This window comes from Drancourtella massiliensis (genome assembly GCF_016900655.1).
GTDB lineage: Bacteria > Bacillota > Clostridia > Lachnospirales > Lachnospiraceae > Sellimonas > Sellimonas catena.
The window spans coordinates 61,618-81,595 of the sequence record NZ_JACJKH010000013.1 but is presented as its reverse complement, the minus strand read 5'-3'; the positions used below and the strand labels follow the sequence as shown (position 1 = coordinate 81,595).

The following is a 19,978-nucleotide window of genomic DNA, read 5'->3' as shown; positions in this document are numbered from 1 at the left end:
AGAATGTAAGGATTAAATTCAGTACTTTAGACCGGGAGTATCCCAAAGTTTGTGTAAACCTTCAAACTGATGTAAGATAGACTTATCAGTTTGGAGGTTTATTTTATGGAAGGGAAAAAGGATTACCCATAAAAAATACGTTGTCGATTCTTAAGGAAAATTTAATGCACAAAAAGTCTATACACTTTTTTTGAAGTGTGTTAGAATAAAAGCGGTTTGTAAAACACTAGAGTTTGGAGGGTTACAGATGAAAGGAGCAGGAAGCAAAAATGGATGGGGACTTTTCCTGATGCTTCTGGCAGGCATTGTGTTGGGCGGATTTATAGGGATGCTCGCACAGGATATTCCCGGACTTGGATGGCTTTCGTACGGTCAGACATTTGGCCTGCAGCAGCCGGTTGTACTGGATCTTGGGATTCTGGTTCTCACTTTGGGACTGAGTGTGAATATTTCTATCGCCAGCATTGTTGGCATGATTCTTTCTATCATTATTTATCGCTTCTTATAATCTACTGAATCGATCATCAGAGTTTACAAAAGAGTATGAATCAAAAAATGAAAGAGTTACTGAAAGAGGAACGTCCATATGAAAAATGTGGACGTTTTGGTGCAAAAAGCCTGACCGATATTGAACTTCTGGCCGTACTTTTAAGAAGCGGTACGAAAGGAGGCAATGTGCTGGAGACAGCAAAAGCAGTGCTTTACCCGGACGGAAAAGAGGGCGGGCTTACGAGGCTTCCTTCCTACTCGAAAGAGGCATTGATGAAAATTCCGGGAATCGGGGAGGTCAAGGCGGTACAGATTCTCTGCCTCTGTGAGATTGCAAGAAGAATTGCGAAAGAGAAAGCAAAAGAGCCGCTCTGTTTTGACAGGCCGGAGACGATTGCTTCCTATTATATGGAAGATATGCGTCACCTCAAACAGGAAGAACTGAAACTGCTGATGTTAAATACAAAGTCAAAGCTTCTGGGTGAGACAAGAATTTCCAAGGGGACAGTCAATATGTCTGTGATTTCTCCCAGAGAGTTGTTTATAGAAGCATTACAGAAAGATGCGGTGATGATTATACTTTTGCATAATCATCCGAGCGGTGATCCGGAGCCGAGCAGGGAAGATATACTTGTGACGAAAAAGATCGCGAAAGCGGGAGAACTGATCGGAATCACGCTGATCGACCACATCATTATCGGTGACCGGTCGTATGTGAGCCTTGCTGAAAAAGGGTGGATATAAATAATAGAAGGGACTGGGACGAAGATGGCTAGGAGTATTTATGGCCTGGATCTTGGTACGTATCAGTTAAAGATTTATGATAAAAAGGAAAACCGGATCCGGACCGTAAAAAATGCGGTAGCCGTCCGGAATGAGACAGAGATTTTTGCAACAGGCGACCGTGCCTATGAAATGTATGAAAAGGCGCCGGGGGAAATTACAATTGAGTTTCCGATGAAGGAAGGTGTGATTTCCAGAATCGGAGAGATGCAGTACCTGTTGGAAAGTGAATTGAAGACAGAGGAGGGATTCTTCTCCAGAGGGACAGAATATGTGATTGCGGTTCCGACAGATGTGACAGAGATGGAAAAGAAAGCGTTTTTTGATCTGCTGATCTATTCTTCGGCCAGGGCAAAAGAGGTCCGCATCGTGGAGCGGGGCGTCGCAGATGCGATTGGAGCCGGGATTGATATCAAACAGGAGACCGGAGCGGCCATCGTCAATATCGGAGGCGAGACAACGGATATTTCTGTTCTGTCCAGAGGCGGGATTGTCCTGAACCGTCTGTTAAAGACCGGAGGGGCTTCCATAGACAGAGCCATCATTACTCTCGTCAGGAGGCATCTGGATTTTGTGATTGGCAGGCTGACAGCAGAGGCTGTGCGGATTCAGAGCAGCGTGTTTGGAGAAGAACAGGGACACGCGGTAATGGCTGCAGGGAGAGACCTGGTTCGGTCAAGACCCGGAATCAAGGAGATCCCGGACTATATTGTCAGAACCGCTGTGAAAGAGTTCCTTAAGCCTTGCGGGGAAGCAGTGTCGCTGATGCTGGAACAGGCTCCGCCGGATGTGCTTGCGGCGATCAGAAAGCGGGGAATCTGTCTGACGGGAGGCATTGCCTGTACAAAAGGTCTGGACAGATATATGGAGGAAAAAACGGGGATTCCGTTTTATACGGTTAAAGAGCCCCATTTAAGCGCAATCCGGGGAGTGCGTGATATTCTATTGTCGGACGATCTGAAGGATCTGGCATATTCCATGAAAGACGAAAATTATAGGTGGATGAGATAAGATGAAGACAAGAAATCAAAAAGGTTTGGAAAGTAAATACTGGCTGTTGATCATCGTGGCTGCCTGCGTTGTGTGCATGGCGGCGACCTTTTTTGCAGATGTCAAAAGCGGCCCGCTCCGGGCGATCGCAGATTATACGGTGGTTCCGATGCAGAAAGGGATCAATGTGATCGGGACATGGGTCAACGATGTGGCGGATAATTTTGCCACACTGAAAAGTGTACAGAAAGAAAATGAAACACTGAAAGAACAGAATGAAAATCTGAAAGCGGAAAATAACCAGCTGCAGCAAAAAGCAGTGGAGCTGGAGCGGTTTTATGATTTATACAAGATGGATCAGAATACATCCGACTATCCGAAAGTAGGAGCGAGAGTGATCGCGAATGACGGAAGCAACTGGTTTACTTCCTTTACGATCGACAAAGGAAGCGAGGACGGAATCCGTGAAGATATGAATGTCCTGAGCGGAAACGGACTTGTCGGAATTGTGACAGAGGTCAATGCGCATTCTTCTACTGTGCGTTCGATTATCGATGAGGTCAATATATCGGCCATGGTCATGACAACCTTTGACCAGTGTATTGTCAGCGGAGATTTGAAGCTGATCAACAACGGTGTTGTACAGTTTGAGCAGCTGGCAAATAATGAAAATGAAGTTGCAGTTGGAGAACAGATTGTAACGTCCAATATCAGCAGTAAATATCTGCAGGGGCTTTTGATCGGATATGTCAGCGAGGTCAACGTGGATTCAAACAATCTGACCCGTTCCGGATATATCATCCCTGCGGTAGATTTCAAAAAGCTGCAGGAAGTTCTTGTCATTACGACGACAAAACAGGATCTGATCGACAATGGAAATCAGACGGAAAGCGATTCATCGGGTGAATAGAAAGGAGACAACTCATGCTGGCTGTAAAACGCAAAGTCATTGAGGCAGCTCTTGTGATCGTGTTTTTCCTCCTGGAGACAACGATATTCAGCTATCTTGAGCTTGCTTCGATCAAGCCGAATCTTCTGATCATTCTGACGGCAGCCTTTGGATTCATGCAGGGGAAGAAAGAGGGGATGTTCGTTGGAGTGCTGAGCGGATTTCTGCTTGATATCAGCTTCGGACAGTATATTGGATTTTATATTTTATTATACACAGTGATCGGATATGCCAATGGATTTTTCCAGAAGCTCTACTATGATGAAAATATCAAACTGCCGCTTCTTCTGATCGGGGGAAGTGAGCTGGTATATGGAATACTGGTCTACTTTTTCCAGTTCATGCTCCAGAGTGATTTCCATTTTCTTTACTATCTCGGGCATGTCATCATTCCGGAGATGCTCTATACAGTCATTATCACCTTGATTGTATATCAGCTTATTTTAAGAATTAACCGTAAACTTGTAGAAGAAGAAAAAAGGAGTGCAAGCAGGTTTGTTTAATATTTTGGAACGCATAAAGGAAACAGTCATCAAGCTTGTAAAGTCCAGAATGTTTATCGCGAGTATTGTATTCTGCGTGATGTTCGCGATTCTGGTGCAGAGAGTGTTCTATCTTCAGATTGTAAGAGGCGAGAGCTATCTGAACGACTACAAACTCCAGATTCAGAAAACAAGAGAAGTACAGGGCACAAGAGGACGGATTCTCGACCGGAACGGAACAGTTCTGGCGGACAATGTTCTTGCCTATTCGGTAACGATCGAAGATAACGGGGATTACGATACGACAAAGCAGAAAAACAAGGAGCTGAACGCGACAGTCCGCAGAGTAATCGATATTATCGAGAAAAACGGGGACTCCATCATCAACAGCTTCGGTATTGTCCTCAATGACAGCGGTGAGTATGAGTTTTCTACGGAAGGCACGGCGCGTCTTCGGTTTATTGCCGACATTTTTGGGTATGCTACGATAGACAAGCTGTCCGAGAAACAGAAAAACTATACAGCGGCAGATATTATCCACTATCTGTGCACTGATGAGACGTACGGATACGGAATCAATGAGGACGATTACGAGAAATCGGATATTCTGAAGCTTGTCAATATCCGGTATGCGATCAGCCTGAACAAGTACCGGAAATATATTGCAACGACAATTGCAACAAATGTCAGTGATACAACAGTGGCGGAAATAATGGAAAATCAGGAGGAGCTGACAGGAGTCAGCATCGAAGAGAGCTCCATCCGCCAGTATAACAACAGTAAATATTTTGCATCGATTATCGGCTATACCGGACAGATTTCCCAGGATGAGTACAATGCACTTTCCGAGGAAGAGCAGGAATCCTACTCTCTGACAGATATTGTCGGAAAGGCCGGGATTGAAAAAGCAATGGACAGCACCCTTCAGGGAGAAAAAGGAGAGACGAAAATCTACGTCAACAATGTCGGAAAGGTCATCGATTCCGAGAAGGTGACAGAGGCAAAGGCAGGAAATGATGTATACCTGTCAATTGACGCGGATCTTCAGATTGCCGCCTACAATATTCTCGAAGAGAAGCTTGCGGCGATTCTGCTTTCCAAGATGGTCAACCGTCTTGACTATGATACAAGCAATGTAACCGATGCAGACTCCATCGTCATTCCGGTGGGAGATGTTTATAATGCATTTTTCAAGAACGAGATCATTGATACAAGCCGGTTTACCCAAAGTGATGCAGGCACTGCAGAAAAAGAGGTTCTGGAGACCTATTCCAGGAGAGAGGAAGACGCGATCAGTTCCGTGCTTTCCGAAATGCAGAATGCAAACGGGACGGCCTACCAGGATCTGTCTGACCGGATGAAAGCCTACATGGACTATGTGGTGGACACACTTCTGACAGATGATTCCGGAATCCTTGTTGAGGACAGAATCGATACAAGCGATGAGACCTATCTTGCATGGAAAAAAGAGGAGACGATCGGAGTTAATGAATATCTGAATTATGCGATTTCACAGAACTGGATCGACACCTCAAAACTGACCGATTATCTGGAAGGGGATGCAAGCTATTCAAGCGCTTCCGAGATTTATCAGGCAATTGTGCAGTATGTGGGAGAAGTGCTTGGAGATGACGGTGATTTTGAAAAAATCATCTATGAATATATGATCAAATCCGGGGATATTTCAGGAAACCAGGTCTGCTGTATCCTGTATGAGCAGAATATTTTGAAATATGATGAAACCCAGTACAACCGGCTGAGAAGTTCCGGTTCAACAGCTGCTTATAACTTTATCCGGAGCAAGATTGAAAGTCTGGAGATTACGCCCGGCGAACTGGGACTGGAGCCGTGTACCGGATCCATCGTGATTACGGATCCGAGCAACGGACAGGTGCTTGCCATGGTTTCCTATCCGGGTTATGACAACAATCGTCTGGCAAATACGATGGATTCCGACTATTATGCACAGCTGAACTCCATGACGTCGAGTCCGCTTTACAACAAAGCAACACAGGAACGGACGGCGCCTGGTTCCACATATAAACCGCTTGTTTCCATTGCAGGTCTGACCGAGGAAGTAATCAGCACAGGAACAACAATTAACTGTACCGGAATTTTCGATAAGATTTCTCCGATCGCACGATGCTGGATTTCTCCGGGGGCTCATGGAAGTCTCAACGTAGTAAGTGCAATTCAGCACTCCTGTAACGATTTCTTCTACGAAGTAGGCTACCGTCTTGGAACAACAGGCGGAGAATACAATGATGCATACGGAATTGAGCGTCTGCAGAAATATGCGGAGGAATTCGGCCTTGGAGACACAACCGGGCTGGAAATCACGGAGTCGCAGCCGCAGATTTCCGACAGTGACGTAGTACGTTCTTCTATTGGACAGGGAACCAACAACTATACAACATCAGGACTTGCACGTTATATCAGCGCAGTTGCCAATGAGGGGACCGTCTATAATCTGTCATTATTTGATAAAACAACGGATGTCAACGGAAATCTTGTGAAAGATTATGAGCCAAGTGTCAGAAATGAAGTGGAAGGAGTTGCAGATTCCACATGGACGGCAGTCCATAACGGAATGCGCAGAATGGTTACCAATACTTCCACATTCAAGAGTCTCGGAGACTTTGAACTGTACGGAAAGACAGGTACCGCACAGCAGAGTACGACGCATCCGAACCACGGCCTGTTCGTTGGATTTACATCAGGACAGGACACCAACGTTGCGTTTGCGATCCGTATCGCAAATGGTTATAATTCTACGTATCCTTCTGAAATAGGGCGTGATATTATCCGCTACTATTACGGGCTGGATGAAGAAGATGAAATCGTGACGGGACACGCAGCATCCCTTGGAACGGTTGTTTCAGGAGACTGATGATGTAGCGGAAATTACGAAAGAAAGAAGGCGGCATGGCAGGGGCGGATTTCTCCTGTCTGTTGTCTTTCCATCAAGTTTGGTCTTAGGAGGAAGGAACATGGGTGAAGTTATTGTTATTACATCAGGAAAAGGCGGTGTCGGGAAGACGACGACGACCGCGAATATAGGGGCCGGCCTTGCAAAGCTTGGGAAAAAAGTGCTGGTCATCGACACGGATCTGGGACTTAGGAATCTGGATGTTGTAATGGGGCTGGAAAACCGGATTGTCTACAATCTGGTTGACGTGATCGAAGGGAAATGCAGACTGAAGCAGGCTGCCATTCACGACAAAAGATATGAGGGGCTTTATCTGCTCCCGTCTGCCCAGACAAAGGATAAATCCGCCATCTCTCCGGAGCAGATGAAAAAGCTGACCGCGGATCTGAGAGAAGAGTATGATTATGTACTTCTGGACTGTCCAGCCGGGATTGAGCAGGGATTTGAAAATGCCGTGGCAGGAGCCGACCGTGCTGTTGTCGTAACGACGCCGGAAGTATCCGCGATCCGCGATGCCGACCGGATTATCGGTCTTCTGGAAGCAAAACAGATCCGGAATCTTGAACTGATTATCAACCGGATCCGGATTGACATGGTAAAGCGCGGAGACATGATGTCTGTGGAAGATGTGACAGAGATTCTTCCGATCCATCTTCTTGGAGCCATCCCGGATGATGAACAGGTCGTGATCGCGACAAATCAGGGTGAACCTGTTGCGGGTGATGATTCCCCGTCCGGGAAGGCCTATATGAATATCTGCCGAAGACTTACGGGGGAGGAAGTTCCTCTCATGGATATGGATGAGAAGGGAGGACTGTTCTCCCGGCTCACACATCTGTTCAAAAAGAATTAAGCAGGAGGCAGAAAATGGGATTATTTGAAGGAATGGAAAAAAAAGCGTCTGTCGGGATCGCAAAAGACCGCCTCAGAACGGTTCTCGTATCCGACAGAATGGATTGTAACCCAAATGTATGTGAACTGTTCCAGAAAGAACTGTTTCTGACGGTATCAAAATACATTGATACAACTCCGGAAACCTTTGATGTTTCAGTCACCCGTTCCCGGATTACCATTACACTGACAGGAGAAAAGCTTTGAAGATACTGAAATTTACGAAACCATACCGTTTAAAAGATTTTAAATTTTCGCTGCTGATTTCCGTGCTTGCCCTGACATGTCTGGGCATCATGGTAATCGGAAGTGCTAAGCAGTCTGTTCAGGGAAGACAGATCATCGGACTGGTCATCGGATTGATCGCACTGGCCGTTGTATCCATGATTGATTATGTATGGATTTTGAATCTGCAGTGGATCCTTTACGGTCTGACGATCGCGATGCTTCTGGCTGTACGTTTCTTCGGAAGAGACGTAAACGGTGCGACAAGATGGATTGATTTCGGATTTACGACGTTTCAGCCGTCCGAACTTGCAAAGATCCTGCTTGTTCTGTTCTTTGCGAAATATATTATGAATCATGAAGATGAGATTACAAAGCCGGTTACGATCATAAAGGCAGTACTTCTGATGGCGGTACCATGCTTTCTGATCTACAAGCAGCCGGACCTTTCAACGACGATTTCGATTGTTCTGGTATTCTGCGTTATGATGTATGTGGGAGGCCTGGGCTACAAATTTATCGGAATATTTCTTCTGATTACAGTTCCGGCGGCAGTGATCCTTTTGAGCCTCATTGTCCACTCGGATATCGATATTCTGCAGGGGTATCAGGAGACACGTATTCTTGCGTGGCTGCAGCCCGAAAAATACAGCAGTGATGAGGCGTATCAGCAGAACAACTCTATTATGGCCATCGGTTCCGGCCGGCTGACCGGAAAGGGCCTGAACAATAATACGACAACATCCGTAAAGAACGGTAACTTTATTCTGGAGCCGCAGACCGACTTTATCTTTGCAATTGTAGGAGAAGAATTAGGTTTTGTGGGTTGCTGTATCGTGATTGGTCTGCTATTATTAATTGTAATACAATGTATGAGAATAGGGATGCGTGCACCGGATACAGGAGGCCGGATCATATGCTGCGGGGTAGCCGCGCAGATCGGGATACAGAGCTTCATTAATATCAGTGTGGCGACAGGGCTCTTCCCGAATACCGGTATTCCGCTGCCGTTTGTCAGCTACGGAATGTCATCCCTTGTCAGCATGTTTATCGGTATAGGTCTGGTATTAAATGTTGGATTACAGCAGAAAAAATATAAGTAAGGAGTGAGAAACATGAATATTGGGCTCATTGCACACGACTCAAAAAAGACACTGATGCAGAATTTCTGTATTGCTTATAGAGGGATTCTAAGCAGAAATGAACTGTATGCAACCGGAACGACAGGACGTCTGATCGAGGAAGTTACAAATCTGAATGTACACAAATATCTGGCAGGACCTCTTGGCGGGAAGCAGCAGCTGGGATCCCAGATCGCGCAGAACGGGATCGACGCCCTGATTTTCCTGCGGGATCCGTCGAATCCGAAGCCGCATGAGCCGGATGTCAATGATGTGATCCGTCTGTGCGACACATACAACATTCCGGTCGCGACCAATCTTGCAACGGCGGAACTGATTATTCTGGCCATCGACAGAGGAGATCTCGACTGGAGAGAAATGTATAAGTAGTATAACACAGCAGTATAAATGCTATGAAGGGGTTCATGTATGAGTAGTTACAGGGAAGAGGAAGCACAAAAAAGAAGAGAACGGATTGAGAAAAACAGACAGAAACGCAGCCGCAGACACGGGAATAAGAAGAATCAGAAAAAGAACCATAGGAGACAGATCGCAGCAGGGATCTGTCTGGTTCTGATTGCGGCGGCAGGCGGCGGAGTGTATGCGGTCTCCATGCAGCATGCGCAGAAGAATGCGGAGATGATATCCTACGAAAAAGCGAACTACAGCGGTTCGGTATTTTCCGCAGACGGGCTTGCGGCAACCAGTCTGTGTGTGGCTTCCGAAAATACGGATGAAATTCAGTACAGCGGCACAACAGACGTACATGCTGCCGGACTGTTTGACTTAAACGGAGCAAATGTGCTCTATTCCAATCAGATCCATGACCGGCTGTATCCGGCCAGCACGACGAAGATTCTCACAGCACTTCTTGCGCTGGAAAAAGGGAATCTTTCTGATGTCGTGACAGTCGGAGAGAATGCGGCAGCATCCAGTTTTCCTGCAGATGCGTCTTTGTGCGGACTTCAGGAAGGAGACCAGTTGACGCTGGAAGATCTGCTTTACGGCCTGCTGCTTTCTTCAGGAAACGATGCTGCGACAGCGATCGCAGAACATATTTCCGGGTCGGAAGAAGCTTTTGTGGAAGAAATGAACGCCCGCGCGAAGGAGCTGATGGCGGTTAACACGCATTTCACCAATCCGCACGGACTGCATGATGATAATCATTATACAACAGCATACGATCTGTATCTGATTTTCAATACCTGTATTCAAAATGAGGAATTCATGAAAGTCATCGAGGCGAAAAGCTATACTGCTTCCATCAAAGAAGCGGACGGAAGTGTCCGCACAGAAGAGTGGAAGCCGACCAACTATTATGCGAGAGGCATTGTAAATGCTCCGGACGGAGTTACTGTAGTGGGCGGCAAGACCGGCACGACCGGAGAAGCAGGATACTGCCTGATCCTTCTGGACCGGAATTCGGCAGATCATCCATACATCTCCATCGTGATGGGTGCCGGATCGAGAGATATCCTTTATCAGAATATGAATGCGCTTCTGGAAGGCACGCAGAATTAATCTTCGGAAAAGCCACGTATCCGTCCAAACAGGCTGATCAGATATAGGCCGCAGAGACCTACCAGCGCATAGATGATACGGGACAGCATGGACAGGTTTCCGAAGAGCCAGGCGACCAGATCAAAGCGGAATACGCCGATCAGCAGCCAGTTCAGGGCGCCTACGATTACCAGTGTCAGTGCAATGTTATCAAACCATTTCATATATGATAATCCTCCTTTATGAATTCTTTCCTTATTATTACCGGAAAACAGAAGAATATACAGGAGAAGAAAAGGACAGTGACGATGGAAGAGCAGTTATACAGATCATATAGTCAGTATCTGAAAGACAAGTATCACGCAAAAGTATATAAACTTCCGGTCAATCTTCCCGGGACATGCCCGAACAGAGAGGGCGGCAGCGGCTGCACGTTCTGTTCGGAAAAAGGCACCGGGTTTGAGGCCATGGAAGGGGCTGTACCGGTTGCGGTGCAGCTCGAAAAGACAAAAGAATATATTCAAAGACGATATCACGCAGAGAAGTTTATTGCATATTTTCAGAATTATACAAATACATACTTTCCGTTTGAAACGTTCTGCTCCTATATCAGGGAAGCGGAAAAGGTGAAAGATATCGTTGAAGTATCGATTTCCACCAGGCCGGACTGTATCAGCAGCCGTTACCTGGCTTTTTTGCATGAGTGGATGCAGGAGACGGGAATTGCGGTCACGATCGAACTGGGACTTCAGACAGTCAACTACCATTCCCTTGCAAAAGTCAGACGGGGACACGGCCTTGCGGAATATATCGATGCGGTACAGCGGATCAGACAGTATCCGTTTGATATCTGTACCCATGTGATTTTAAATCTTCCGTGGGATACCGGGGAAGATGCGGCGGAAACAGCGAAAATTCTGTCGGTGCTTGGTAATGATATCGTCAAGATTCATTCTCTCTATCTGGCAAAAGGGACAGAGCTTGCAGGGCAGTATGAAAACGGGGAGTTTCAGATCTGCACCCTGGAAGAGTATCTGGAGCGCCTGATTCTGTTTATCCGGCTGCTGGATCCGGATATGGTGATCGAACGGTTTTTCAGCAGAATTCCGGAGAAGGATGCCGTGTTCTGCAACTGGAATACAAGCTGGTGGAAGCTGAAAGACATGCTGCTGGATGAGATGAAGAAGCGGAATGTACGGCAGGGGGATCTCTATTGTTACCGGAATGGACCAAGGCTTAAGAAATGGAATTAGGAGGAAGATGATTTGGCAGTCAGAAAGAAAACTACGGATATCAGGTCATACCGCAGAAAATGGAATATCAATATCGGAGTCATTCTGTTTGCCGTTATCCTGATCTATGTGATTGTAGAGTTGGTGGTTTCGGTTACCAACCGGCCGACGACATACTATGAAGTAGGGCAGGGATCGATTATTAAGAATGTATCCTATACCGGATTTGCAGTCCGGACAGAGCAGACTGTGGAGGCGCCGAAAAGCGGCTATCTGAATTTCTATCAGCCCGAGGAATCCAAGATTTCAGCAGGTCAGAGTGTCTGTGCTGTTTCCGATAAGAAACTGGATTTAAGCAACAGGGAGGAAGAGACAGGAGAAACACAGCTTACAGAGGATGAGCAGAGACAGCTTCTGTCTTCGGTCCGCACATTTGCGAACAACTACAGGGAGGCATCTTTTTCCGAGACGTACTCCTTGAAAAGTACGATACAGAATCTGCTTGACCGGAAAACAGACCAGACCAGAACTTCCAGAATGACGGCGGCTCTTGAAGAGCAGGAAGAAGGAAGCTATCAGAACTGTACAAGTGAGACGGATGGAATTCTTGTCTATGAGGTAGACGGTTATGAGAGCATGACAACCGACCAGGTCACAGACAAGAATTTTGATAAAAGCAGCTATACCAGGACGGAGGTGCATGAGAACCGGAAAGTCAGTGAAGGGGACAGCATGTACAAGATTGTGACAGGAGAAGAATGGTATCTGGTTGTAAGAATGGATGCGGATACGGCAGAGTCTCTGCTGGACCGCAGCAGTGTCAACATACGTTTTTTAAAAGACGATGAAGAAATGATTGCGGGCCTTCAGATGGAAAAGAAAGACAAGGACACCTATTACGCATACCTGACACTGGACAGCGCCATGATCCGCTACGCATCCGACCGTTATCTGGACATCGAGATTCTCATTGAAAACGCACAGGGACTCAAAATTCCAAAATCCGCGGTTGTGGAGAAAGACTGCTATGAGGTTCCGACAGAATATATTGTGAGCAACGGCGAGACAGATGAGCAGGGCGTGCTTGTCTATAATGACGGGGAAACAAGTTTCCGGGCGGCGGATGTCTACTATACAGATACGGAAAAAAATATGGCATGCATCGAAGCGGAAAATCTGCCAAAGGGCACAGTGATCCAGATGCAGGATTCCAATAATACAAGAACGCTGTCTGAGACAGTCAGCCAGGCAGGGGTCTATGAAGCCGGAAGCGGTTATGCTGTCTTTACCTCCATTGATATCGCGGCTGAAAATGAGGACTACTATATTACCGGAAACGGAAGCAGCAATCAGCTGTCCAACTATGACAGAATTGTCCTGAACGCGGAATCGGTACAGGATGATGAGATTCTTGTATAGCAAAAGCAGAAAGGAAGTAGAAGAGATGGAAACATGTTATGAGCCTGGAGTTGTTACAGAAAATCTCAGGATTGTAGAGGAAAAAATACAAAATGCCTGCAAAAGAAGCGGACGGAAAAGGGAGGATGTTACACTGATCGCGGTCAGCAAAACGAAACCGGCTGCCATGATCCGGGAGGCATACGATGCGGGAATCCGTGTGTTCGGGGAAAACAAAGTACAGGAACTGACGGAAAAATACGAAGAACTTCCGTCCGATATCCGGTGGCACATGATCGGACATCTGCAGAGAAATAAAGTCAAATATATCGTTGACAAAGCCGAGTTGATTCATTCGGTGGATTCCCTCAGACTGCTGGAGACCATTGACCGGGAAGCGGCGAAAAAGCAGGTCACAGCGAAGGTCCTTCTGGAGGTCAATATGGCAAAAGAGGACACAAAATTCGGTCTCATGCCGGAAGATGTCATGGGGTTTATCGATAAAGTTCCAGAGTTCAAAAATGTCACTGTAGAGGGCCTGATGACGATTGCGCCGAATACAGATGACCCGGAGAAAAATCGACAATTTTTTTCTGCACTTCGGAAATTATCTGTTGACATTGCAGACAAAAACATTGATAATATCCATATGGGCGTACTTTCTATGGGTATGACCAATGATTATGAAGTAGCGATTGAAGAAGGTGCCACAATGGTCCGTGTCGGTACAGGAATCTTTGGTAAAAGAAATTATGCTTTAGATAAGAACACAAGATGATAGGAGTGTAAAAAATGGGTGTATTAGACAAGTTTTTGAATATCATGAAATTGAGTGATGATGACGACGATTATGAGAACGATGATTTCTTTGATGAAGATGACTTAGAGGACTACGAAGAGAAACCGAAAAGAAAACTGTTTGGAAGAGATAAGACGAATGAAGAGACAGAAAATTTCTCTGCAGAAGAAGAGGAAGACTACGAATCCAGACAGACATCTTCTCAGAACAGCAAAGTGACACCTATGAGACGTTCAGGCCGCAGACCGCAGGCTACAGGCATGGAAGTATGTGTGATCAAGCCGAGCTCTGTGGATGACGCAAGAGAGATTACAGAGACACTTTTGAGCGGACGTACTGTAATTCTGAATCTGGAAGGCCTTGATCTTGAGATTGCGCAGCGTATCATTGATTTTACATCAGGCGCGACATTTGCCATTGACGGAAACCTTCAGAAGATTTCCAGTTTCATCTTCCTGCTGACTCCTACAAACGTAGGTATTTCCGGAGATCTTCAGGATCTTCTGAACACATCTTTTGATGTGTCTTCTATCAGCAAAAGATACTAAGAAACCGGTTTCAGAGAATGGAAAGAGAAGAATTAATATTTCAGAAAAGACTGATTGACCTATCCCGCACTGCCTACCAGCGCGGGATTGTGATGTTCAGTGACTTTCTGAATCTGAATGAACTGAATATTCTGCATACGCTGTCAAAGGAGGAGCTGTACTCCGGATACGAGACTTTTGGCGGCTATGCGGCAGCGGAGCGTCAGATGGTTGCTTTTCTACCTGATGCTCTTTGTTATGAGTTTTTTTATCCGTTTTCCATCCTTCGTATCCGCCCGTTGAATCCGAAGTTTTCGGAGGAACTGTCTCACCGGGACTATCTTGGAGCAATTCTGAATCTTGGAATTGAAAGATGCAAGATCGGTGACATTCTCGTGGAAGACCGGGAGGCGGTTGTATTTGTATCGGAAAACATGGCGGACTTTCTTGCGGAAAATCTGACCAGAATCCGTCACACATCTGTAATGGCACAGATTGAGGCACAGCAGGAGTTTCAGTACGAGCCGTCCTTTGAAGAAATACGGGGGACAGTTGCGTCTGTAAGACTGGACAGTCTTCTGGCACTTGCATTTTCTTCCTCGAGAAGCAGACTTTCCGGACTGATTGAAGGGAAAAAGGTGTTTGTAAACGGCAGGCTGATTGTGAGCAACGGGTACCGCCTGAAGGAAGGAGACATTATCTCGGTGCGGGGAATGGGGAAATTCCGTTACGAGGGCGTGCTTTCCGAGACGCGGAAGGGAAGATCCTATGTTGAAGTCCGAAAATATACTTGATTGATGATCACAGGAGAGAGATATGAATAAGAAAAATGGACTGAAAAATTATGTCATGGCAGTGATTCTTGTCATCGTGGCGGTACTGATTGACCAGTATACCAAATATCTGGCAGCCACGCATCTGAAGGACGGTCCTGCCTTTGTCCTGATTGACAACGTGTTTGAACTGAACTATCTGGAAAACAGAGGTGCCGCGTTTGGTCTTCTGCAGAATCGGCAGATCTTTTTCGTGTGCGTTGCCATTCTGATTTTTGCTTTTATTCTTTACTGTTACGTGCGGATTCCGAAGACCGGCCGGTATCTGCCGCTGAGACTTTGCGGAATTTTCATTGTGGCAGGCGCGGCCGGGAATTTGATTGACCGGATTCGTCTTGGATATGTGGTAGATTTCTTCTATTTCCGTCTGATTGACTTTCCGGTATTTAACGTGGCAGATATTTATGTGACGGTATCATTTGCGGTACTGCTTATCCTGATCTTTTTCCGGTACAAGGAGGAGGAACTGGAGTTTCTTGGAAGAAAGAAAGGAACAGGCACAGATGGAAAATAAAGTGTTGCAGGCGGAGGAATTTGTCGGAGAACGGATCGACAAATTCCTTTCGTGCAGATTGGAGGAAGTATCACGCTCTTATATTCAGAAGCTGATCAAAGAGGGCCATGTGAGTGTAAACGGAAAGCCTGTAAAGGCAAACTATAAACTGGGGGCAGGCGATGAAATCTCGGTGGAGATCCCGGAAGCGAAGGAGCCGGATATCCTTCCGGAAGACATCCCGCTTGATATTCTTTATGAGGATCAGGATATTCTGGTCGTCAACAAACCGAAAGGGATGGTTGTCCACCCGGCGGCGGGGCATTACAGCGGGACGCTTGTCAATGCACTGATGTATCATTGCAAAGACAGCCTTTCGGGGATCAATGGCGTGATGCGTCCGGGAATTGTACACCGGATCGATATGGATACGACAGGCTCCCTTCTGGTATGCAAAAATGATGAGGCCCACCGGATTCTTGCGGAGCAGCTGAAAGAGCATACGATCCGCAGGGAATACCATGCGATTGTATACGGGAATATCAAAGAAGACACCGGAACCGTGGACGCACCGATCGGGCGTCACCCGACAGACCGGAAAAAGATGAGCATCAACCATAAAAATGGAAAACAGGCTGTGACCCATTATGAGGTGCTGGAGCGTTTTGGAAATTTCACCTACATCCGCTGCCGTCTTGAGACGGGGCGTACCCACCAGATTCGTGTCCATATGGCATCGCTTCATCATCCGCTTCTCGGGGATGAAGTGTATGGACCGTCCTCCAGACCTCCTTTTCCAGGGCTGAAAGGGCAGGTGCTGCATGCGAAGATTCTGGGAATTTATCATCCGGCAACGGGAGAATACATGGAATTCGATGCCCCTCTTCCGCAATATTTTGTTGATTTATTGCAAAAACTAAGAAGAAAAAGTTAAATTTTTGGTAAAGTTATATACATTTTGCTCAATTTGATATATAATAGTCCTATCGATAGCTTGACAGCTGACTGGTTAAAGGAGCGTGATGTATATGTCAAAAACAAATACAATTATTACAATCGGGAGAGAGTTTGGCAGCGGTGGACACGAGATCGGCGAGCGTCTTTCCGAGAAGCTGGAGATCCCATTTTATGATAAAGAAATGCTGGATCGTGCATCCAAAGACAGTGGAATTGCAGAGGAACTTTTAAAGGCACACGATGAGAAGCCGACAAGCAGTTTTCTCTATTCTCTGGTAATGGATACCTATTCACTCGGATATAAATCAGGGAGCTACTCTGACATGCCGATCAACCATAAGATCTTCCTCGCACAGTTTGACGCGATTAAAAAGCTTGCCGAAGAAGGACCTTGCATTTTGATCGGAAGATGCGCGGACTATGCGCTGGAGGATTACCGGAATGTCCTGTCTGTCTTTATCCATGCGGACACAGCAAAGCGGGCCAAACGAATCAGCCGGATGTATGACATGACAGAGGCGAAAGCGAAGGAAATGATTATCAAGACGGACAAAAAGCGCGGCAGCTACTATAACTATTACACTAACAAGAAATGGTCGGCGGTTCAGAGCTATGATGTCTGCCTTGACAGCGGAAAGCTTGGCATCGACGGATGTGTTGATGCGATCATAGAGATCGTAAAAATCAAAGAAGCAACGAAAAAAGCAGTTCTTTAAGAACTGCTTTTTACTTCCTCTCTTGTCAGCCGTACCGGCCAGCCTTCAATATTTCCATTTATAATTGCGGTAAACATGCGCTGCTTTGCACCCGGATGGTCAAGCTCCAGCTGGTGAATCAGATCTTTGGCATACTGCCGTTTTGTCAGCCCGTCCACCGGACAGCGGCTCTTTTCGACAGGAAGCTCATATTTTCTCTGAAATCCGATGACATCCGCTTCATTGACATACATCATTGGACGGATAACAGTCAGATCCATACGGTCCAGATAGGATTTCGGAGAGAAAGAGTGGAACCGTCCCTCAAAAATCAGAGAAAGAATCATCGTCTCGACAATATCATCCTTATGATGGGCGTAGGCAACCTTGTTGCAGCCCAGTTTCTTCACTGCTTCATTGAGCGCGCCTTTGCGCATCTTGGCGCAGAGCGAACATGGATTGCTTTCCTTGCGTTCCTCAAACAGAATCCTTGCAATATCCGTTTTTACTACATGGTATGGCACATCCAGCTCTTGGCAGAGTGCCTCAATCTTCTCTGTATGAAACTTCTCATAGCCAAGGTCCACCGTGATGGCAATCAGGTCAAACGGCTTCGGATAAAAACGCCGCAGACCGGCGAGCGCGTAGAGAAGTGTCAGACTGTCCTTGCCTCCGGAAATTCCGACGGCAATCTTGTCTCCTGCTTCGATCATCTGGTATTCGTCCACAGCTTTCCGTGTAAAGCTGAGCAGCTGCTGTAATTTCATGTCTCATCCTCATTTCCAAATTTCATCATACTGTATCAATATATCTTATTTATTGCGGAAATACAAGGTATTTCTTGCAGAACAGACAAAAAAACGGTAAGATAGATAGGAGAAAAAAAGGAGTGAAAAAGATGAAATTTGTAATTCAAAGAGTTCTGGAGAGCTCGGTAACCGTTGATGGTGAAACCATCGGAAGTATCGGAAAAGGATTTATGGTCCTGATCGGCGTCGGAAAGGAAGACACGAAAGAGACCGCGGACAAGATGGTAAAAAAGCTGATCGGAATGCGGATCTTTGAAGATGAAAATGGCAAGACGAACCTGTCCCTGGCGGATGTGGGAGGAAGTCTGCTTTTGATTTCCCAGTTCACCCTGTATGCCAACTGCAAGAAAGGAAACCGGCCAAGCTTTATCGAGTCCGGCGATCCAAAAGCGGCAGAGGAGCTGTACGAATATATCATTGAGTCCTGCAAGGCTCAGGTACCGGTCGTAGAAAGAGGGAGATTCGGTGCAGATATGAAAGTCTCCCTCATCAATGACGGACCGTTTACGATCGTTCTGGATTCCAGAGAACTGTAAAAGACCTGAAGGCATAAGCTGGTCTTATGCCAGGTGAAAGAGCTTCTTACACGTCTCGTACCGCTCCTGGAACGCTTCATAAAAGCCTTCTTCCGGGTACGGGGTCAGGTAGAAGTTCTGAAGCACATACATGGATACCTGTTTCTGATAGGATTCATCTCCTGCCCGCTCGATATGAGCCTGCAGATCCATCAGAAGGTAGTGCCAGCTGCACACATAGTCTTCATAGCGAGGCAGATCCGGGATGTCAAGCCACTTTTTTATCCGGATTTTGGAACGGTGGGTCTTTTTACATTCTTTCGTCTGAAGAAAGTAGGAAAAAGAACCATCCTCATACAGTCTTCCAAGAGGAAAGAGCCGGCAGAAGCCGGGACGGAATGCGTGAATCCGGCATCGGCCCTCCCCGGACAGAAACGGGCAGCAGTCCCGTTCTCCGGTCATCTTCAGATGCGGGAGAATGATGCCGTCCACAACGGAAAGATCAGCAGCGCGAAGGAGAAGCTCCTCCGGCTTCAGACCGGTACCACGGTACAGCTGGTCCATGTCATAAGGGTCAAGGATGATGGAATCCCCCATTCCCTGACAGCAGTCCGAGCATCCGCGGCATCCGCCGCAGTCGGCACGTACCAGATCATTGGAAGTATAGAGGTTCCCGTCAGAGATTTCATTTAGATCAATATTTCGCAGCATAAAATGCCTCCTTGTTGCCTGTCATTGTATTATCACTATTTTAAACAAAGAAGAGGGGGCCTGTCAAACCAGAACGGAGGGAATATGAAGCATTTTTCAAAAAAAGAACTGTTATCGATACCGAACTGCATGGGATATTTCCGCATCCTGCTGATTCCGGTATTTTGTATTGTATACTTACGTGCGGATTCCATTCAGGAGGAATATCAGGCGGCGGCGATTCTCCTGATCTCCACCATCACTGATTTCCTGGACGGGAAAGTTGCAAGACATTTCAATATGATTACCGAATTCGGGAAATTTCTGGATCCTGTGGCGGACAAACTGACCCATGCGGCAGTGGCTGTCTGTCTCGCATTCCGTTACCCCCTGATGCGTTACCTGATCCTTCTGATGATCATAAAGGAGGGATTTATGGCTGTGATGGGAGCATGGAATCTGAAACACGGGCAGAAGCTAAACGGGGCAAAATGGTTTGGAAAAGTATGTACTGCCACCTTGTTTCTACTGCTTCTGGCGCTGGTGGTATTTCCCTGGATCCCCAGACAAACAGCAGATTTCTTTATTCTCGCTGAGATGGTGATCATGTTTCTGACACTTATTCTCTACATACCGGAATTTCAAAAAATGCATAAGGAATGGTAAGCAAG

24 protein-coding genes are annotated in these 19,978 nt (G+C 46.4%); 21 read left to right on the top strand and 3 right to left on the bottom strand.

The features are described 5' to 3' along the window. Nucleotides 1-247 precede the first annotated feature (247 nt). From H6A32_RS08755 to H6A32_RS08705, 11 genes are all read left to right on the top strand, one after another. A complete protein-coding gene (locus H6A32_RS08755; protein WP_087169351.1) occupies nt 248-508 on the top strand; it encodes a DUF4321 domain-containing protein in 261 nt (86 codons plus the stop codon). A gap of 47 nt (nt 509-555) precedes the next feature. Further along, complete coding sequence (gene radC, locus H6A32_RS08750) at nt 556-1,233, top strand: RadC family protein (RefSeq protein ID WP_330616933.1); 678 nt, start codon at nt 556-558, stop codon at nt 1,231-1,233. Between the two features lie 24 nt (nt 1,234-1,257). Next, the gene (locus tag H6A32_RS08745) at nt 1,258-2,283 is read left to right on the top strand and encodes a rod shape-determining protein (protein WP_087251937.1); all 1,026 of its coding nucleotides are present in this window, start codon (nt 1,258-1,260) and stop codon (nt 2,281-2,283) included. A gap of 1 nt (nt 2,284) precedes the next feature. Beyond that, nucleotides 2,285-3,172: a rod shape-determining protein MreC gene (gene mreC, locus H6A32_RS08740; protein ID WP_087169354.1), complete on the top strand. Its 888-nt coding sequence runs from the start codon at nt 2,285-2,287 to the stop codon at nt 3,170-3,172. A gap of 14 nt (nt 3,173-3,186) precedes the next feature. Beyond that, nucleotides 3,187-3,714, top strand: a complete 528-nt coding sequence (gene mreD / locus H6A32_RS08735; RefSeq protein WP_087169355.1) for a rod shape-determining protein MreD — start codon at nt 3,187-3,189, stop codon at nt 3,712-3,714. 4 nt (nt 3,715-3,718) lie between these two features. Next, on the top strand, nt 3,719-6,583 hold the full coding sequence (locus H6A32_RS08730; protein WP_346342259.1) for a penicillin-binding transpeptidase domain-containing protein: 2,865 nt from the start codon (nt 3,719-3,721) through the stop codon (nt 6,581-6,583). Nucleotides 6,584-6,683: 100 nt separating this feature from the next. After that, nucleotides 6,684-7,475, top strand: a complete 792-nt coding sequence (gene minD, locus H6A32_RS08725) for a septum site-determining protein MinD (protein WP_087251936.1) — start codon at nt 6,684-6,686, stop codon at nt 7,473-7,475. A 14-nt stretch (nt 7,476-7,489) separates the two neighbouring features. Continuing rightward, a complete protein-coding gene (locus H6A32_RS08720; RefSeq protein WP_087169357.1) occupies nt 7,490-7,720 on the top strand; it encodes a cell division topological specificity factor MinE in 231 nt (76 codons plus the stop codon). Further along, nucleotides 7,717-8,841, top strand: a complete 1,125-nt coding sequence (locus tag H6A32_RS08715; RefSeq protein WP_243424885.1) for an FtsW/RodA/SpoVE family cell cycle protein — start codon at nt 7,717-7,719, stop codon at nt 8,839-8,841. Before H6A32_RS08720 ends, H6A32_RS08715 begins: the two co-directional genes overlap by 4 nt. 12 nt (nt 8,842-8,853) lie before the next feature. Continuing rightward, a complete protein-coding gene (locus H6A32_RS08710; protein WP_087169359.1) occupies nt 8,854-9,249 on the top strand; it encodes a methylglyoxal synthase in 396 nt (131 codons plus the stop codon). Nucleotides 9,250-9,288: 39 nt separating this feature from the next. Continuing rightward, nucleotides 9,289-10,380, top strand: coding sequence for a D-alanyl-D-alanine carboxypeptidase family protein (locus H6A32_RS08705; protein WP_204864147.1), 1,092 nt, complete (start codon nt 9,289-9,291; stop codon nt 10,378-10,380). On the opposite strand, the gene H6A32_RS08700 is transcribed toward H6A32_RS08705, so the two are convergent. Continuing rightward, nucleotides 10,377-10,583 carry a DUF378 domain-containing protein gene (locus tag H6A32_RS08700; protein WP_087169360.1) on the bottom strand — a complete coding sequence of 69 codons (207 nt, stop codon included), beginning with the start codon at nt 10,581-10,583 and terminating at the stop codon, nt 10,377-10,379. The two genes, H6A32_RS08705 and H6A32_RS08700, sit on opposite strands and share 4 nt — an antisense overlap. An 84-nt stretch (nt 10,584-10,667) precedes the next feature. On the opposite strand from H6A32_RS08700, the gene H6A32_RS08695 reads away from it, so the two are divergent. The 8 genes from H6A32_RS08695 to H6A32_RS08660 all read left to right on the top strand — a co-directional run bounded on the left by H6A32_RS08695 (nt 10,668) and on the right by H6A32_RS08660 (nt 17,314). Beyond that, nucleotides 10,668-11,612, top strand: a complete 945-nt coding sequence (locus H6A32_RS08695) for a TIGR01212 family radical SAM protein (protein WP_087252088.1) — start codon at nt 10,668-10,670, stop codon at nt 11,610-11,612. A 12-nt stretch (nt 11,613-11,624) separates the two neighbouring features. Then, on the top strand, nt 11,625-13,010 hold the full coding sequence (locus tag H6A32_RS08690; RefSeq protein ID WP_191427419.1) for an HlyD family efflux transporter periplasmic adaptor subunit: 1,386 nt from the start codon (nt 11,625-11,627) through the stop codon (nt 13,008-13,010). A 25-nt stretch (nt 13,011-13,035) separates the two neighbouring features. Further along, complete coding sequence (locus H6A32_RS08685) at nt 13,036-13,767, top strand: YggS family pyridoxal phosphate-dependent enzyme (protein ID WP_087169375.1); 732 nt, start codon at nt 13,036-13,038, stop codon at nt 13,765-13,767. A 14-nt stretch (nt 13,768-13,781) separates the two neighbouring features. Next, the gene (locus H6A32_RS08680) at nt 13,782-14,336 is read left to right on the top strand and encodes a cell division protein SepF (RefSeq protein WP_087251932.1); all 555 of its coding nucleotides are present in this window, start codon (nt 13,782-13,784) and stop codon (nt 14,334-14,336) included. 17 nt (nt 14,337-14,353) lie between these two features. Continuing rightward, nucleotides 14,354-15,109: a YlmH/Sll1252 family protein gene (locus H6A32_RS08675; RefSeq protein WP_087169363.1), complete on the top strand. Its 756-nt coding sequence runs from the start codon at nt 14,354-14,356 to the stop codon at nt 15,107-15,109. Nucleotides 15,110-15,131: 22 nt separating this feature from the next. Beyond that, complete coding sequence (gene lspA, locus H6A32_RS08670; RefSeq protein WP_204864146.1) at nt 15,132-15,662, top strand: signal peptidase II; 531 nt, start codon at nt 15,132-15,134, stop codon at nt 15,660-15,662. Next, nucleotides 15,652-16,575 carry an RluA family pseudouridine synthase gene (locus H6A32_RS08665; protein ID WP_087252086.1) on the top strand — a complete coding sequence of 308 codons (924 nt, stop codon included), beginning with the start codon at nt 15,652-15,654 and terminating at the stop codon, nt 16,573-16,575. Before lspA ends, H6A32_RS08665 begins: the two co-directional genes overlap by 11 nt. A 94-nt stretch (nt 16,576-16,669) precedes the next feature. Beyond that, nucleotides 16,670-17,314: an AAA family ATPase gene (locus H6A32_RS08660; protein WP_087251931.1), complete on the top strand. Its 645-nt coding sequence runs from the start codon at nt 16,670-16,672 to the stop codon at nt 17,312-17,314. On the opposite strand, the gene H6A32_RS08655 is transcribed toward H6A32_RS08660, so the two are convergent. Then, nucleotides 17,311-18,060 (bottom strand): tRNA 2-thiocytidine biosynthesis TtcA family protein, encoded by a 750-nt coding sequence (locus H6A32_RS08655; protein WP_087169366.1) that lies wholly within the window; start codon nt 18,058-18,060, stop codon nt 17,311-17,313. The genes H6A32_RS08660 and H6A32_RS08655 overlap by 4 nt on opposite strands. 131 nt (nt 18,061-18,191) lie before the next feature. On the opposite strand from H6A32_RS08655, the gene dtd reads away from it, so the two are divergent. Further along, entirely contained in the window at nt 18,192-18,638 is a 447-nt protein-coding gene (dtd, locus tag H6A32_RS08650) for a D-aminoacyl-tRNA deacylase (protein ID WP_118637346.1), read from the top strand. Between the two features lie 24 nt (nt 18,639-18,662). Here the strand turns inward: dtd and H6A32_RS08645 are convergent, their stop codons facing one another. After that, nucleotides 18,663-19,328, bottom strand: a complete 666-nt coding sequence (locus tag H6A32_RS08645) for a YkgJ family cysteine cluster protein (protein WP_087169367.1) — start codon at nt 19,326-19,328, stop codon at nt 18,663-18,665. An 84-nt stretch (nt 19,329-19,412) separates the two neighbouring features. On the opposite strand from H6A32_RS08645, the gene H6A32_RS08640 reads away from it, so the two are divergent. Further along, nucleotides 19,413-19,973 (top strand): CDP-alcohol phosphatidyltransferase family protein, encoded by a 561-nt coding sequence (locus tag H6A32_RS08640; RefSeq protein WP_087169368.1) that lies wholly within the window; start codon nt 19,413-19,415, stop codon nt 19,971-19,973. The last annotated feature ends 5 nt before the right edge of the window (nt 19,974-19,978 follow it).